This is a genomic window from Winogradskyella sp., from assembly GCF_045105575.1.
GTDB lineage: Bacteria > Bacteroidota > Bacteroidia > Flavobacteriales > Flavobacteriaceae > Winogradskyella.
This window is the reverse complement of record NZ_JBGCDQ010000007.1, coordinates 17,243-33,493: the sequence shown is the minus strand read 5'-3', so window position 1 is coordinate 33,493 and position 16,251 is coordinate 17,243. Positions and strand designations below refer to the sequence as shown.

General features: G+C 32.9%; 16 protein-coding genes. 13 read left to right on the top strand and 3 right to left on the bottom strand.

From position 1 onward, the window contains the following. Positions 1 to 140: 140 nt before the first annotated feature. Positions 141 to 686 (bottom strand): DUF2911 domain-containing protein, encoded by a 546-nt coding sequence (locus AB8B52_RS01640; protein WP_406024588.1) that lies wholly within the window; start codon positions 684 to 686, stop codon positions 141 to 143. Positions 687 to 958: 272 nt separating this feature from the next. Between AB8B52_RS01640 and asnB the strand changes: the two genes are divergently transcribed. Continuing rightward, the gene (asnB, locus tag AB8B52_RS01635; RefSeq protein ID WP_406024586.1) at positions 959 to 2,623 is read left to right on the top strand and encodes an asparagine synthase B; all 1,665 of its coding nucleotides are present in this window, start codon (positions 959 to 961) and stop codon (positions 2,621 to 2,623) included. Between the two features lie 120 nt (positions 2,624 to 2,743). On the opposite strand, the gene AB8B52_RS01630 is transcribed toward asnB, so the two are convergent. Next, complete coding sequence (locus tag AB8B52_RS01630; protein ID WP_406024584.1) at positions 2,744 to 3,376, bottom strand: response regulator; 633 nt, start codon at positions 3,374 to 3,376, stop codon at positions 2,744 to 2,746. A 95-nt stretch (positions 3,377 to 3,471) separates the two neighbouring features. Then, positions 3,472 to 6,444, bottom strand: a complete 2,973-nt coding sequence (locus tag AB8B52_RS01625; RefSeq protein WP_406024582.1) for a two-component regulator propeller domain-containing protein — start codon at positions 6,442 to 6,444, stop codon at positions 3,472 to 3,474. Between the two features lie 273 nt (positions 6,445 to 6,717). Between AB8B52_RS01625 and AB8B52_RS01620 the strand changes: the two genes are divergently transcribed. The 12 genes from AB8B52_RS01620 (at position 6,718) to AB8B52_RS01565 (ending at position 16,173) form a co-directional block, all read left to right on the top strand. Continuing rightward, positions 6,718 to 7,248: a RidA family protein gene (locus AB8B52_RS01620; protein WP_406024580.1), complete on the top strand. Its 531-nt coding sequence runs from the start codon at positions 6,718 to 6,720 to the stop codon at positions 7,246 to 7,248. Beyond that, positions 7,235 to 7,864, top strand: a complete 630-nt coding sequence (locus AB8B52_RS01615) for a DUF2306 domain-containing protein (protein ID WP_406024579.1) — start codon at positions 7,235 to 7,237, stop codon at positions 7,862 to 7,864. Before AB8B52_RS01620 ends, AB8B52_RS01615 begins: the two co-directional genes overlap by 14 nt. Before the next feature lie 121 nt (positions 7,865 to 7,985). Continuing rightward, entirely contained in the window at positions 7,986 to 9,209 is a 1,224-nt protein-coding gene (locus tag AB8B52_RS01610) for a DUF418 domain-containing protein (protein ID WP_406024577.1), read from the top strand. A gap of 65 nt (positions 9,210 to 9,274) precedes the next feature. Continuing rightward, complete coding sequence (locus tag AB8B52_RS01605; RefSeq protein ID WP_406024575.1) at positions 9,275 to 9,967, top strand: DUF6090 family protein; 693 nt, start codon at positions 9,275 to 9,277, stop codon at positions 9,965 to 9,967. Continuing rightward, positions 9,964 to 10,704, top strand: a complete 741-nt coding sequence (locus AB8B52_RS01600) for a DUF6090 family protein (RefSeq protein WP_406024573.1) — start codon at positions 9,964 to 9,966, stop codon at positions 10,702 to 10,704. Before AB8B52_RS01605 ends, AB8B52_RS01600 begins: the two co-directional genes overlap by 4 nt. 53 nt (positions 10,705 to 10,757) lie before the next feature. Beyond that, on the top strand, positions 10,758 to 11,468 hold the full coding sequence (locus AB8B52_RS01595) for a DUF6090 family protein (protein WP_406024571.1): 711 nt from the start codon (positions 10,758 to 10,760) through the stop codon (positions 11,466 to 11,468). Position 11,469: 1 nt separating this feature from the next. Beyond that, entirely contained in the window at positions 11,470 to 12,228 is a 759-nt protein-coding gene (locus AB8B52_RS01590; protein WP_406024569.1) for a hypothetical protein, read from the top strand. Positions 12,229 to 12,296: 68 nt separating this feature from the next. Then, positions 12,297 to 13,028 (top strand): DUF6090 family protein, encoded by a 732-nt coding sequence (locus tag AB8B52_RS01585; RefSeq protein ID WP_406024567.1) that lies wholly within the window; start codon positions 12,297 to 12,299, stop codon positions 13,026 to 13,028. After that, positions 13,025 to 13,780, top strand: coding sequence for a DUF6090 family protein (locus tag AB8B52_RS01580; protein WP_406024565.1), 756 nt, complete (start codon positions 13,025 to 13,027; stop codon positions 13,778 to 13,780). The genes AB8B52_RS01585 and AB8B52_RS01580 overlap by 4 nt, the downstream gene beginning before the upstream one ends. A 47-nt stretch (positions 13,781 to 13,827) precedes the next feature. Then, entirely contained in the window at positions 13,828 to 14,526 is a 699-nt protein-coding gene (locus AB8B52_RS01575; RefSeq protein ID WP_406024563.1) for a DUF6090 family protein, read from the top strand. 201 nt (positions 14,527 to 14,727) lie between these two features. Continuing rightward, on the top strand, positions 14,728 to 15,441 hold the full coding sequence (locus AB8B52_RS01570) for a DUF6090 family protein (RefSeq protein WP_406024562.1): 714 nt from the start codon (positions 14,728 to 14,730) through the stop codon (positions 15,439 to 15,441). Positions 15,442 to 15,666: 225 nt separating this feature from the next. Next, positions 15,667 to 16,173, top strand: a complete 507-nt coding sequence (locus AB8B52_RS01565) for a hypothetical protein (RefSeq protein ID WP_406024560.1) — start codon at positions 15,667 to 15,669, stop codon at positions 16,171 to 16,173. The last annotated feature ends 78 nt before the right edge of the window (positions 16,174 to 16,251 follow it).

The window sequence follows — 16,251 nt, the reverse complement described above, 5'->3', positions numbered from 1 at the left end:
CTAGCTTCTAGCTTCTAGCTTCTAGCTTCTAGCTTCTAGCTTCTAGCTTCTAGCTTCTAGCTTCTAGCTTCTAGCTTCTAGCTTCTAGCTTCTAGCTTCTAGCTTCTAGCTTCTAGCTTCTAGCTTCTAGCTTCTAACTGCTACTTCGTAAAAGGAACAGCAAGTCGCATAGTTCCCCAACCCATATGCATGTGCACGCCATCGTCAGACTTTTCAAAAGCCATAGAAAATGCTTCTAAAGATGTAGTGTCTTCACTCACCGGAACAGTGATACGTGCTACATCATTCTTTTCGTCATAAAAATAACTTCCCCAAACATTTAAGTCGGTACTAATGATTGCAGTCCATTCTTTTTCTCCTGGAATCACATAAAACGTGTAAGTGCCAGCCTTAACGGTTGTACCACCTAATTTCATGTCGGTATATAGTGTTAATTCAGGAGCTTCATTGGCACCTGTTCTCCAAACTTTACCGTTTGGTGCGAGTTTCTCAATAGCACGTCCCTTAAGCATTGGACGACTATAAGCTACTTTTATCAATTTATTAGATTCTTTGTAATTACTAGGAAAAGCGGCCACATCCATTGGGCTTTTATCTAAGTCTTTAAAATCTTGTGCCTGAGTGTTGAATGAAAATAACATTAAAAAGGCAAAAGTAATAGCGGTAACAAAATTCAATTTTTTCATAATAAATGAGATGTATTGGTTTTTTTCAAAATTAGTTTTTTACTGCTTGTACTAGTCGTAAAGAAATACTAAAGTTTACAGATTAAAAGTTTAAATATCAATTCGGCAGCTTTAAATTCTTTTTGTATCCTTATTTTGTTTTTTTAGTTTTAATATGAAACTAATATTGTTATATATGTTTAGAATATGAAAGTTTTAATTCATATTTGTGATCTAATTATTAATAACACTTGGCTGATCTTTCTAAAGCCAAATTGAAAAAAGGTAATATTATGTGCGGAATTGTATGTGCGTTCGATATAAAACAAAAAGTTGATGATTTAAGACCACAGGTTTTAGAAATGGCAAAAACGATCCGTCATCGTGGGCCAGATTGGAGTGGTATTTATAGTGACGATAAAGTGATTATGGCGCATGAGCGTTTGGCCATTGTAGATCCTGCTTCTGGTAAGCAACCGTTGTTAAGTCCAGATAAAAAATTAATCCTAGCTGCCAATGGTGAAATCTATAACCATCGTGCTTTAAGAAAACAATTTGAAGGCAAGTACGATTTTCAAACTCAAAGTGATTGCGAAGTCATTTTAGCCTTATATCAAGAAAAAGGGCATGACTTTGTAGATGATATGAATGGTATTTTCGGATTTGCGATTTACGATGTTGAAAAGGACGAATACTTCATCGCTAGAGATCATATGGGAATTATTCCTTTGTACATTGGTTGGGATAAAAATGGTACCTTTTATGTGGCTTCAGAACTAAAAGCTTTAGAAGGCATTTGTACCAAAATTGAATTATTCCCTCCAGGACATTACATGTCGAGTAAAGATGGTGAATTTGTAAAATGGTATCAGCGTGATTGGACAAATTACGATGCAGTTAAAGATAACGAAACTAGTATTGCTGAAGTAAAGCAAGCCTTAGAAAATGCAGTTCATAGACAATTAATGAGTGATGTACCTTACGGAGTTTTATTGTCAGGAGGCTTAGATTCTTCTGTAACATCAGCGATTGCTAAAAAGTATTCGGAGAGACGCATCGAAGCGGACGATAAAGAAAAAGCTTGGTATCCACAATTGCATTCATTTTCGGTTGGGTTAGAAGGGTCACCAGATTTAGCAGCGGCAAAGGTAGTGGCAGATCATATTGGTACAGTGCATCATGAAATTAAATTTACGATCCAAGAAGGTTTAGATGCGATTAAGGATGTGATTTATAATATTGAAACCTATGATATTACAACCATTCGTTCTTCGACTCCAATGTATTTAATGGCGAGAGTGATTAAGTCTATGGGCATAAAAATGGTATTGTCTGGAGAAGGTGCCGATGAGATTTTTGGTGGTTATTTATACTTTCATAAAGCACCAAATGCTAAAGAATTTCACGAAGAAACAGTACGTAAATTAGATAAGTTGCACATGTACGATTGTCTTAGAGCGAACAAAAGTTTAGCGGCTTGGGGAATTGAAGGTCGTGTGCCATTTTTAGATAAAGAATTTATGGATGTGGCGATGCGTATCAATCCAAAAGATAAAATGATTAACGGAGAACGCATGGAAAAATGGGTGATTCGTAAGGCATTTGAAGATATGATTCCAGAAAGTGTCGCTTGGAGGCAAAAAGAACAATGTTCTGATGGTGTAGGTTATAGTTGGATCGATACCTTAAAAGAATTGGTTGACAATGAAGTGACTGACGAACAAATAGAAAATGCAGCGTTCCGCTTTCCAATTAATACACCCTTAAATAAAGAAGAGTATTACTACCGAACTATTTTTGAAGGGCATTTTCCTAGTGATGCAGCAGCCTTAAGTGTGCCACAAGAGGCAAGTGTAGCATGCAGTACTGCAATTGCTTTAGAATGGGATGAAGCTTTTAAAAACATGAATGATCCGAGTGGTAGAGCGATTGCTAATGTTCATGATAAGGCGTATTAATTAAAATACACCACTAAAGTCCTATCAAGGAGACACTAGCACGTAAGTTTGTTTTTAAGAAGGTCCCCTTGAGGGGACTTTAGGGGTGTTTAAGATAATAATTGGTTTGTTTATATAATTTCAAATCTCATTATCATAAGACTTCTTTATCAATTCCGCCTTACTATTAATTTCTAATGCTTTGTAGATATTCTTTATGTGACTGCGAACCGTATCGAGTGATACAAATAAATCATCAGCAATCATTTTATAGCTTTTACCATCTACGATGCCTGTAACAATTTCCTTTTGTCTCGGTGTTAATACATCGCTTTTGCTAGGTTTTGGCGCATAACTATTTACTATTTTTCGGGCAATGGAAGGTGACATATAAGAACCACCATCGTAAACCACTTCTACAGCTTCCTGTATTTTTTTAAGAGGTGTTTTTTTAGATAAATACGAGCAAGCTCCTGCACATAAGGCTTTATAAATACTGTCATTATCTTCAAACGTAGTCAGCATAATGATATCTACTTTAGGTAATTCGTTTAAGATTAACGGAATTCCGTCAATACCGGACATGCCTAATAAATTAATATCTAAAAGGATAACCTCTGGTGTTTTTTCTAAAGTCTTTAAAGCGGTAAGGAAACTTTCAACCGAGGCCGAAATTTGCAAACAGTCAATTTTAGGTTGCGCATCAAAGAAGTCGTTCAGGCTTTCCTGAATTAATTCATCATCTTCTATAATTGCTAACTTTATTTGGTTCATCCTACTGTTTCAAAATCAATTTAAATTTACGGTTAAACTTCATTTGTAAAGTTATGGGTTTTAAAAAAAATTCACAATCACATTAAGATGTGAAATTACATTTGAAAAGGCAGCTTAAGATGCACTCCAAAACCATCTTCTTTTTGAAACTGAAGGCTACCTTTAATTTTTTCGGCACGCATTACCATATTAGATAAACCCAATCCTGTGCTTTTGTAAGATTCCTTTTTGCTACCGTTGTCTTTAATTACAAATTGGCAACCATTAGAATCATTTGTTATGGTAACTATGACGTTAGTTGCATCTGAATGGCGTAAAATATTTGTAATCGCTTCTTTATAGATTAAGAATATATGCTGCTTGGTTTGTGCTGGTAATTTTTTTGTTGGGTTCTTTATGTTTGAACTATCAATGTAAAATGAAATATCCTTAGGTAATAATAGTTCTTCTGCCAACTCTCTCATGCGTTCAATTAAATCTTCAACAGTCTCGCGTCTACTGTCTATACTCCAAACCAAATCGCGCATTTGCGAAATGGCATTCCGGCTGATGTCTGCAATTTTTTGAAGCTTAAACTTATCGGCTTCACTGGCATTAATTTCCATGAGTTCCGTTTGCATGGCGAGACCAGATAATAAAGAACCGACGTCATCATGCAAATCACTAGAAATTTTGGTTCGTAAGCGTTCCATTGCTAAAACTTGTTGTACCCGATATCTAAAAATTGAATACACAATTCCGATTATTGCCAACATTACCAATGCTATAAACCACCACTTTTTGTAGAATACTTGTTGCACTGTAATAGGAATTGATAATGGGGATGCTGCTTCATTTCCTCTGGAATCTGTGCCTTTAACTTTTAACACATAATCACCTGCTGGCAATTTATTGTAACGGATAGATGCTGTGTTGCCTTGATAAAACCATCGGTCTTCAAAACCTTCTAATTTTGTACTGTATGTGTTTTTTTTATTCTGAAAATAGCTTGGCATCGTCCAACTTATTTCAAAATACTGGTCGTAAGGCGATGCAGTAAATTCTTTTAGGTCTTTTTGAGCATAGTCGTTAGTATAATTTTGTTTTGTGTTACTATTATATCCGGAAATCTCTAAAAACTGAATATCTGGTGGTCTAACAGATTCTTGTAACGTTTTCGGATTAAAAACGTTAATTCCATTCATACCACCAAAATAATAGATGCCTTGGCTATCCTTAAAAAAAGAAGAATAGTTAAACTCATTATGTGATAGTCCGTCTTCCGTATAAAAATTTTGAAATTCTTTTGTTTTTTTATCAAAAAAGGATAAACCGTTATAGGTACTAATCCATAATTTATTATCATTCTCTAATAAAATACCAACCACATTATTATCTGGCAAGCCATTTGCTTTGGTATAGGTTGTTACGGTTTTACCATCTGGAGCAATATGTTTTAGTCCACCTCCATAAGTGCCAACCCATAAACTTTTATCGTTATCTTCTTCAATACATAAAATACTGTAGTTACCAAGGCTTGGTAATGTTTTGGCATTATATGATGTAAGGATATTTCCTTTTAAATTAACTTTTAGAATACCACGGTCTTCGGTACCTATCCAAACACAATTGTCATCTCTACTTTCTTCAAAAAACCAAAGACTCCTAATATTTTCGCCTTCTGATAAATTATTGAAAACAGGTTGGCTTTCTTGGGTTTTTGGGTCGAAAACAGTCAAGTATTCCATAGTGAAACCAAAGAGCAAACGTTCATCTTTTAACAGTAACAGTGCGTTTGGGCCATGAATGTTATTATTGATTGTAAATTGATCTTGAATTGTCGTAATACCTGTTTTTAAATCTATTTCGCAAATGCCATTTCCTATGGCATAAGCTTTGGTTTTACTGTTGTCTGTAACTATGAAACTAGCATCATACATGAGTGACACCGGTTTTCCAAATTTAGTTTTTAAGGGTAGAGAGTCAATCTTACCCGTTTTAGTTTTGTACCACAGTTGATGTTTACTTTCGCAGAGTGAAAATATGCGCCCTTCTGCATCTTCAAAAATACCTCGCATGGAATTCCCCCAACCTTCATTTTTAGATTTAAAAAGATTGGAAAATAATTGTTTATGGGTTTTTATCTTAAATAAACCATTATCTGTAGCAACCCAGAGCAAATTGTTTTTGTCTATAAAAAGATTATTAATTTTAGAATAGTCCAATTTAGATTTTAGCAAATCTGAATAATCGTTAAAATTTCTATCTCTATCCATATGATAGAGAGTATTATCGCCAGCAAACCAAATATTTCCATCTTTATCCTCTATGGCACGACGTATAATATTGCCTGTATCAAAGATTATCTCAGAGGTTTTATCCTTAGCATTGTATATGTCAATTCCACCACGAGAAGGCGGAAAATAATAGTGCCTATGGTTACTGTCAAAAAATTGTGGTACATAATGTATAAAGTCGCCATTCCAATCATAAGTGTCAAAAATATGACGCTCTATGAGTTCACCTTTTAGACTATATTTATTACTGCTACTAGTAGTTGACCACCATAAAAATCCGTTGCTGTCAAAAGTTAGATTATTAAAATTTTGCTTATATCTATTAACAGAGGTAATGGTATTAAACGTTCCGTTTTCAAATTTCTTTAGATAGAGTTTTGAAGTCTCTTTATTTACCAGCCAATAATCGTCAGTTACTACCCAAATGGACTGATCTGGTGCTTTGTAAATTTCTAGGACGCGATCGTTTAAATTATGTTTTTCATTGTAAGATATAATGGAATCTGTTGAGACTTTAAGTTGAAACAATTTATTATTAGCCGAGAACCATACAGAATTATTAGGTATGTCATAGAGCATATTCCATCTTATACCATTTGCTTCAATATAGAATGGATTCTGAATATCATTGGTGTATGCTTTAAAATTATGGCCATCGTAACGATTTAATCCTTGGGTAGTGCTAATCCATAATAGGCCTTTTTTATCCTGCACAATATCTGATACATCTCTAAAAAGCAATCCGTCTTTTGTAGTTAGTACATCGATTTGCGATGGATTCTGTGCATACATATTTGTGCTTAGCACACATAAAAAAAGTGATAGCACTATATATTGTGAAGTTAAGAATGACTTCAAGAGAATGGGTTTAATTAATAGCTAATATCAAAGATACAAAATGTTAGTATTCAATTTCACATTAATATGTGGTTGACACGCTTTACGTTACATAATATCTTGCTATTGTAAATAAGAAGCAAATTCTTGTAACCACAATTTAAATTCTAATTATATAAGAAGAACATACACGTCAATTTGAAAATTTGAACCATTAAGTATAAACTTATGAAAACATTAAAAAAAATCACCAAACCATCAACCATAATTTTATTGCTTTTCTCGTTAACTGTTACACTACAAAGTTGCGAACAAAAGCCAAAAGAAACATCAATCGCCATTGAAAAAGAAACTACTATTGAAAATGAGAAGCCTGAATATTTCTCACTAAGACCAGAAGTAGAAAAAGCCTATGGTTATAGTCATGCCGTAAAAATCGGAAATAATATTAAAATTTCAGGTGCAGTAAGTATGGATGATGAAGGCAACCCAACGGCCATAGGCGATATAGAACAGCAAATGAAAAACTGTTATGCCGATTTAGGAAAGATTTTAAAGCATTATGGATGCAGCTTTGACGATGTGGTTAAGGAAGACATTTTTACCACCGATATGGCACAAATGCTGGAAAAATCGGCGTATCGTGCAGAGGTATATAAAAATGGATTCCCTACTGGGTCCTGGCTTGAGGTTAAGGGATTAGCACTTCCAGAATTCATGGTAGAAATAGAATTAGAAGTATATCATGCAAAAAACTAAACAATCATCAAGAGCTATAAAAGCTACGTTTCTGGGAATAATATTTCTTGTCGCAACCTGTTTTGTAACCGATGAAGCTTTTCCCTACTTTTTAAATTTCAATATAGAACAATATAGGGATTATTACTGGTCTAGTAGGTGGTGGTTAATAGGTCATTTATTAGGCGGTGGTATTGCCTTACTATTAGGGCCGTTTCAGTTTAGTACTACCTTCAGGAATCGCTATATAAGCTTACACCGCAACTTAGGTAAGGTCTTCATTATTGCCATCATCATCGGTTCATTATGTGCGGTTTATATGTCATTTTTTGTAGCGCCACGCGTTAACATTTCATGGAGTATTTCTCTGTTTGTCATGGCTTTGGCTTGGTTTGTTAGTGTATTGATGGCTTATAGAATGATCCGTTTAAGAAGAGTGCCACAGCATAAGGAATGGATGATAAGAGCGTATATCATCACTCTGGCTTTTGTGCTGTTCCGTATTCTTAATAAATCCAGCTTTGTACGTGACCTTATGCCAACCTTTGAAGAACGTGGTCCGGCCTGTATTTGGGTAGCTTGGGTGATTCCTTTGTTTATTGCAGAAGTGATTTTACAATGGAAAAAGAAACGATAATTAAAATACCATACAATTTACAGGTGTTATCAATAGGATGCTGTTTAAAATCTAAGCCTTACAAGTGTCTGAAAACCTTGCAGCGCTTTTTAGGAATAATTAAAAAATTAAAAACTATCTATTGAAAACTTTAAAACCAATTTCTAACCTAGACCGCATTGAATTTTTAGATATTCTGAGAGGCATCTCTATCTTTTTCATTTTTACCGCAAACATTTCATTTTTTGCAGGATTCTGGTTTTTTGATGCGGATAGTAGTATTCGCGAAATCAGTTGGGCCAGCGATGAGCTGCTGCGTTATGTTCACTACGTGCTGGTAGATGGTAAATTTTATTCTATTTTCTCGTTACTCTTCGGTATTGGCTGCGTAATTCAATATAATAATGCCATTTCCAAAGGGAAATCTTTTGTTTCTTTTTTCAGAAAGCGCATGTTTTGGCTCTTGGTTATCGGATTGATTCATTTGGTGGTGTTTTGGGCTGGCGATATTTTAACCTTGTACGCACTACTTGGTTTTGGCCTCATCTGGTTTGTTGATAAATCCAATAGAACCTTGCTTATCACTGCCAGTATTTTAATTCTAATGCCCATTGCAAACTTGGCTTTTATGTCTGTTGCTGAATGGCCTTATCCTAAGCCTGTTTTTGACCTTCAAACTGAAATCTATGCCTACTTTAATATGCCACTAATAGAAATTGATGGCGCTTTAAGTGGAGATTTTCAAGCTTACATACTCAATAATAACGTTTTAGATTTTTTTAAAATGAACTTAGGTAATACATTCTTGCGAATAGGGATGATTCTTTTGGAAGGCCGAATCTTTAAAGTATTTGGCATATTTCTTATTGGCATTTGGGCTGGCAGAAAAATATTGAATGACAATTTGTTAACCAATAAATCCTTCTTAAAAAAAGTATTCTGGATTGGATTACTATTCGGTTTGCCTTTTAACCTTATGAGAGGTTACTTAGAGTTTTATGCAGATGATGCTGCTATAAATACATTTTTACATACCATTTGTTATGCCTTAGGAACCATACCGCTTGCCTTAAGTATTGCCGCTGGTATTGCACTACTTTGCCTCAATGGTAATCGATTTCTAAAATTATTTAGTTCTGTTGGTAAAACTGCCCTAACCTGCTATCTCTTACATACGTTTGCTGGCATTATTATTTTCTATGGTATCGGCTTTCAACTTACAGGAAAATATGGGTTTACTATTGTGATGCTAATTGCCATACTTGTCTTTGCAGTTCAAGTCATTAGTAGTCGAATTTGGTTAAAATACTTTGAATATGGTCCTATGGAATGGGTATGGAGAAAATTGATGTATGGGTTTAAATGAAAAATAAGGAAAGTACACTCTAAGCAATGATAAAATTCTTCCGAAAAATCCGACAAAACCTAGTTATGGAAAATAAAACTTCCAAATACTTTAAATACGCTATTGGCGAAATCATCCTTGTAGTCATAGGAATTTTAATTGCACTACAGATTAACAATCTAAACAATAAAACAATAGATGCTAAAAAAGAAAAAACATACTTGACTGAAATAAAAGAAAACTTAAAGACAGACCTTATCGCAATAGATTCTGCTTTAATTTTCAACAAGACTAAAAAAGAAGCTATTCTAAATGTTTTACAGGGCTTTTCTAATTCCACTTCAGGAAATGATGCGACAATCCTAAATAATAAGGTTATGACGCTTGGTGTGTACCGTCACTTTTTTCCAAACGACCTAGGTTTTACAAATCTAATTTCTGCTGAGAATATTGGATTAATACGTGATGACGACTTACGCAAATTGCTACTTAAATTTTACAGTTTTGATTTTAAAGGCGGAATCCAAGAACGTATGCGCCTTGTTACACGCGATTTTGTGGACTATACCGCACCTAGGATATCTACTAAAGAAAACTTTGAAACTGTGTACAATGTGAGCTTAGACATTCCTTCAGATAGAGATGTAGCCTTATCTAAGGACCAACAACTGCTATCCTTATTATGGATTATGGATTTGGTTATCGATTTTCAGAACAACCTACTTATAGAAACAAAAAAAGACATCCAAAACTTAATAAGTGCAATTGAAAACCAATGATTAAATTTTTTAGATACATTAGAAAAGATCTTATGGGAAGAGGAAAAACAGGCAAATACTTTAAATACGCCATTGGTGAAATTGTACTCGTAATGATTGGTATTCTTTTAGCACTACAAGTAAATAGCTGGAATACCAAGCGGTTATTAAAATCCAAAGAACAGGTTTATTTAAAACAAATTAGAATTAGCTTACAAAATGATTTAGAAAGCATAAAAGACGTAAAAGAATTTAATGCTGCAAAAGTGTCTTACATAGACTCAACCCTTATAGTTTTAGAACAGTCTAATCCTGCAAAATATATACCTGCAATTTTAAATTATATGGCTTTTACGAATGAATTTACTGTCTTTGAACCAAACGCTATTGCTTTTGAAAATATGATAGCTTCGGAAAATATTGACCTTATTACCAATATGGAATTAAGAAACAATCTTTCACAATATTATCAAATAGACTTTGTGAATACTACCCAAGAACGCGTTAAAGAAAAAACACGCCAATTTGTGGATGATATCTCACCTAAAATCGGCAACAGACAACTTGTAAAACAATACACAAAACACGATTCTCATTTGCCCGATATTTCTGAGGTTAACATACATAGTGACACACAAGTTTATTCTAACCTTTTAATTATGAATTTAGTTATAGATAATCAGAATGAATTTTTAGATACTACTACTGAAGACATAAAACGTTTACTAGGTTTAATTGATGCTAATCTAACATTATAGGGATGATTAAGTTCTTTCGTAAAATCAGATATGACCTCATGAAACAAAATAAGATGTCAAAATACTTTAAATACGCCATTGGCGAAATTGTACTTGTGGTTATAGGTATTTTAATTGCGCTACAGATTAATAATTGGAATGAAAACCAAAAATCAATACAACTTGAAAAAACCTACTATTGTAAAATTGCCGAAGATTTACAAGTAGATATTAGAAATATCGATAGTTCACTAGTCACTATAGATAATCGTTTGGAAAGTGCAGAACGATTTTTAAAAAATCTTTTAAAAATCCAAAAGGATAAACAAGTTATTTTTAAAGAATTTTTGTCAACATTTAGGTATTATAAGTTCATCCCTACCAAAGCAGCTATTGTAGACATTACCTCGTCTGGAAAACTAGAAACGTTGAGAAATCAAACCTTGAAAAAAAGAATATTAAGCCATTACACAGCACAAGACAACGCCATACATATCATCGATGTAAATTACAATGCGTTAACCGAACGACTTTTTAGCATAGAAAAATTTGCCGACTTTGGGTTACAAGAGGTGCCTCAGTATCAGTACATATTTGACAAAGAGTTGCAAGAATTATTATCTAGTACGGCTTGGCAACAAAATCCAAATGACGAACTATTTATAAAGATTAAGGATTTTATGATATCAAATATGATTATAGCAGAACGCGAAAAAGCGCTTCTAAAAAGTATCAAAGCTGATGCCGTAGCATTGAATACATTGTTAATTGATAACTGCGACTAATATGCTAAATTTTTTTAGAAAAATACGCTACAACCTCATGGAAAAAGGCAAAACATCCAAGTACCTCAAATATGCCATTGGCGAAATTGTACTTGTGGTTATAGGTATTTTAATTGCACTTCAAGTCAACAACCAAAATCAAATCAAAAATGAGAAAAAAGCCCTTAAGAATTACTTAGAAAAAATTGCAACAAATGTAAAAAGTGATATTAAAGTTGCAGATTTTATGATTGAGACAAGGACACAACAATCACAATTGTGTGCAGAGGCTACAGAATTAATTTCAAAAAAAGATTGGAGTGACCAACGAAAAATTACTAAAGCTGTATTTGCAATGATAATAGAGCAACCATTGAATTTTAATCGTAGTGGGTTTGAATCTCTAAAAAACGCTGGCTATTTACAATATCTTGATAATACCGAAATAGAAGCATTGATATACAATTATTACAATTCGGTTGACAAAGTAATATTTGAAGAAACAAGTTTACAAGTATGGGCCAATGATTTGGATTTAGAATTGCATAAAAGCGGTTTCTTTTCAAATTGGTTAGAACTCGAAAAAAGACCAAATCAGAAAATGCGAGAAGCATTAGGTAATTATACAGATGTGCTAACCGAGCACAAAGGCAATGATATCGTATTATCAATTTTATATAGAGGTTTTTTGTTCACCGCAGAACTCACAGGCTTTTACGAAGAACAAGTAACCTTAGGCAATGAATTATTAAAAGCTATAGAAAATTATAATTTAAAATAAAGAAAACACAAAAACGTATTTCATAATAACCAATGATAAAATTCTTTAGAAAAATAAGATTAAACCTTATGGAAAAAGGCAAAACATCCAAGTACCTCAAATATGCCATTGGCGAAATCGTCTTGGTCGTCATAGGTATCTTAATTGCGCTACAGATTAACAACTGGAATTCAAAACTAAATGATATTGAGAAGGAGCAACAAATTTTGCTAAATCTTCAAGAAGAATTTAAACAAAATATAGAGGAACTTACATCTGACCATCAGGTAAATGTAAGTTCTGTACAAGCATTTATCGTACTCTTAAATTTTGATGAACACTCTGATTTTGAAACGCGTACTATTGACAGTTTAATGGGTCAGGCTAATAATTTTGCCACTTTTGATGCAAGATTAGGTGTTATAAATAATATTACTTCATCAGGAAAGCTAGAACTTATTAGAGACCCAAAATTACGTTACAAATTAAATCAATGGACGGGAGAATTAGGTGATTATAAAGAGGATGTTATCGTTAGGCGCAATTATTGGATAACCAATGGTCCAGCAATTATTAATAAAGGTTTACCCATTAGAAACCAAGATGCCTTCATGGATAGAGAAGATTATCTAAGAGATGTATTAATAAAACCTATGGACGTTCCAAAATCAAATTATGTAGCGTTCTTAACCAATCTTGAAGTCGATGGCTTTTTGTTTGATTTTTATTTGAATCAATCCTTCGTTACAAAAAATGAAGCATCAATTATGACCTATTTGAAGGAGACACTAGCCTTAATTGAAACTAATATTGACCAATGATAAAACTCTTCCGTAAAATACGCTACAACCTTATGGAAACAGGAAAAACCTCTCGTTACTTCAAATACGCCATAGGGGAAATTATTCTTGTAGTCATCGGTATTTTAATTGCACTTCAGATTAATAATTGGAATGAAGAACGAAAAGAAACAATTAATCAAAATAATCTATTTAATAATCTTAAAATTGACTTTAATGCTCGACTGATAGAACTTGAAGAACTTCAAGATGCTAAAAATGATGGTGTGATGGCCACGCATGATTTAAATCTTATGATTAACAAAAAGCAATTAGATGAGCCTCAAAAAATATACGACCTATTGGCACGTACTTTTAATGGTTTCTTATTCAATGAACAGTTTAAAATGTTGGATGTTTTATTCTATACAGGCACCATAAACAATATTAAAAATGAAAGACTAAAAAGACTTTTAGTTGAATGGCCACAAAATGTTGAAGAAATGCTTGAAGAGCAACGAATTTACAATAATTCTTATCCAGAGTACGTAAAGTTAATTGGTAACTATGTACCTCTAAGGTCCGTAAACGAAAATTTTAAATTTAGAGGTTACGAACTGCCTAAAGGACAACCAGTAACACAAAATGCAGATTTTGATAGTTTGTTTTCTAATCACGAATTTGAAAACATATTAGCTGAGCGTGAGTTACTCACACACATAATGATTATAGATAACAAAGTGCTTATCAAATCTGCAAAAGAAATAATTGAGTTATTGGAATCAGAATATTAAAAGTTTTAATGATAAAATTCTTCCGAAAAATACGTCAAAACCTAATTATGGAAAACAAAACAGGTAAATACTTTAAATACGCTATAGGTGAAATAATCCTAGTAGTAATCGGAATTCTAATAGCGCTTCAAATAAATAATTGGAATGAAGAGAAAAAAAATAACAAAATAGAAATTTCTATTCTTCGTGAGTTATTAAGCGACTCTAAAACAAATCTCGCTTCCTTAGAAGAAGATATTGATTTAAACCGAAAAGCGATACAATCAAATTTGTTAATTACAGATTTTCTGACTAATGGTAAAACTTATCACGATTCTCTAGATCTCCATTTTGGTTTTATTCAATACAATACGTACTTCACCATTAACACAGGCGGCTTTGAGAATTTAAAGTCACGTGGTTTTGAATATATTTCAAACGATACTTTAAGAAAATCTGTTATCGATCTTTACGACCGATGGTACGATTTTGTGGACGATTTGGGAGACAGAAATAATAAAATTAGTAATGAACAATTCAATCCAAAATACAGAGCTTTTTTTAAGTATTATAAAAGAGTTCTAATGGAAAATTATGTGTCGTTTACACCAGCAAATTATAATGCATTAATTAATAACGAAGATTTTTTAAAACTGCTTTATGAGCAGAAGTATAACAATGAATTCAATATACAAGCTCTTGAATCTACAATTATGGAAGTTATGGCATTAATTGCTAGTTTAGAAACTGAACTCAAAAATAATTAATGATTAAATTTTTTCGACATATCAGAAAATCTTTGCTTGTGGAAAACAGGATAGAACATTTAGAAAATGTCCTGTGGACACTTTTCGTGAAATCGAAGATTCGACGTCGTCAATGGCCAGATTGCCGCATTGATATTAAATACTATAAACATGATTAAGTTCTTTCGTAAAATCAGATACGACCTTATGAAACAAAATAAGATGTCAAAATACTTTAAATACGCCATTGGCGAAATCATCCTTGTGGTTATTGGAATCCTCATTGCACTTCAAATTAATAACTGGAATGAGAACAGAAAAAATAGAATTACCGAAGCAGATTATTATTGTAGAATTTTAGAAGACTTTGAACTCAACGAGAAGTTAATTGATGAAAACAGTGAGCTGATAACCCACAGAATAAAACTCACCAAAGCACTGATAAAAGATTTAAACAACACACCAAACGATAGAAGTACAATACTGAATAAATTTGTAGTTGCCTTAAGGCAAGATGTTTCTGTACCTAGTAACATTACTTTTGAAGATTTAACATCATCGGGACAATTAAAACTGTTAACAGATATTAAACTGAAGAACAAACTGATTGAGTACAGTACATTTTTAAACAACACTCTAAATCTTTTATCAGAAAATAGGAATGAAATTGTTAAAAGATATACAGATTTTGACCTTATAACTGAACTAGGATATCAAGAAGTTGAATATATTAGGAAAGAACTAGATGAAGAACATATGTCTTTTTTACCAAATATTAATTGGACCAACGACCCTAATCACCCATATTTCATAAAATTTCAAGACAATCTTGTTTTTATTTTGGGTATGCAACTTAGGCAGAAACAACATTTTTCTAATTTAAAGCGAGAAATACAACAACCTATAGAATTATTAAAAGACAAAAACTGCAATTAACGAAAACGTAACATGATTTCTGGTTCATTATAACGAATGATAAGGTTTTTAGACATATCTTAAAAATGCTAGTGTAGAGAGTAGAATACTTTTAAACACAGCCTGCGTTTTCAAGATGTTTATTATAGACGCAAAATAAAAGTCTTCTATTTAGTAAAAGAAAAAAGCTTATGTTTTAAATTTGCTAAGCTAGTTTTTAATCCATTCATCAAAATATAAAGCGCTATGAAACGCTATAAATGCACAATATTAAATTTGAGTTTTTTGTTTGTTTTAATAAGTCTCTTGGCTCTACAACCGATAGTAGCCCAAACCATACAACAAGAAAAAATGCAACATTTAAGCTTTCTTATTGGCGAATGGGAAGGTATTTCAACAACATATAAAAATGATACCATAGCTACCCAAGTTGCTGCTGTTACAAAAATAAGCTACAAATTGGACGACAGTATTATTGCACTAGATTTACAAGCTGAAACACTACAATTACACACCGTTATTTATTACGACGATAAAAGCAAGTCTTATTCGTATAATCCTTTTTACAAAGGTGGTGCAGCAAAATACACAGCTCAATTTTCAAACGACAAACTAATTGTGTCACCAAGTAAAACCAAACGCTTCATTTTTACCACAACACCAGACGGTGATTTTTTAGAATATGGCGAAATTCTTGTGGATGGTGAGTGGCAATTGTATTTTAAAGATGTATTTAAAAAAGTAAAATATTAGGTCTTAACTTAATCCTAAATTAGCATATTTTGAGTAAATTTATTTCTCGAAAAAACGCTTCTAAGCCAAGTTTGTGAT

Coding starts and splice junctions, on each gene's coding strand:
- AB8B52_RS01640 (WP_406024588.1), bottom strand. CDS start 686: ATGAAAAAATTGAATTTTGTTACCGCTATTACTTTTGCCTTTTTAATG.
- asnB (WP_406024586.1), top strand. CDS start 959: ATGTGCGGAATTGTATGTGCGTTCGATATAAAACAAAAAGTTGATGAT.
- AB8B52_RS01630 (WP_406024584.1), bottom strand. CDS start 3,376: ATGAACCAAATAAAGTTAGCAATTATAGAAGATGATGAATTAATTCAG.
- AB8B52_RS01625 (WP_406024582.1), bottom strand. CDS start 6,444: ATGTATGCACAGAATCCATCGCAAATCGATGTACTAACTACAAAAGAC.
- AB8B52_RS01620 (WP_406024580.1), top strand. CDS start 6,718: ATGAAAACATTAAAAAAAATCACCAAACCATCAACCATAATTTTATTG.
- AB8B52_RS01615 (WP_406024579.1), top strand. CDS start 7,235: ATGCAAAAAACTAAACAATCATCAAGAGCTATAAAAGCTACGTTTCTG.
- AB8B52_RS01605 (WP_406024575.1), top strand. CDS start 9,275: ATGGAAAATAAAACTTCCAAATACTTTAAATACGCTATTGGCGAAATC.
- AB8B52_RS01600 (WP_406024573.1), top strand. CDS start 9,964: ATGATTAAATTTTTTAGATACATTAGAAAAGATCTTATGGGAAGAGGA.
- AB8B52_RS01595 (WP_406024571.1), top strand. CDS start 10,758: ATGTCAAAATACTTTAAATACGCCATTGGCGAAATTGTACTTGTGGTT.
- AB8B52_RS01590 (WP_406024569.1), top strand. CDS start 11,470: ATGCTAAATTTTTTTAGAAAAATACGCTACAACCTCATGGAAAAAGGC.
- AB8B52_RS01585 (WP_406024567.1), top strand. CDS start 12,297: ATGGAAAAAGGCAAAACATCCAAGTACCTCAAATATGCCATTGGCGAA.
- AB8B52_RS01580 (WP_406024565.1), top strand. CDS start 13,025: ATGATAAAACTCTTCCGTAAAATACGCTACAACCTTATGGAAACAGGA.
- AB8B52_RS01575 (WP_406024563.1), top strand. CDS start 13,828: ATGGAAAACAAAACAGGTAAATACTTTAAATACGCTATAGGTGAAATA.
- AB8B52_RS01570 (WP_406024562.1), top strand. CDS start 14,728: ATGTCAAAATACTTTAAATACGCCATTGGCGAAATCATCCTTGTGGTT.
- AB8B52_RS01565 (WP_406024560.1), top strand. CDS start 15,667: ATGAAACGCTATAAATGCACAATATTAAATTTGAGTTTTTTGTTTGTT.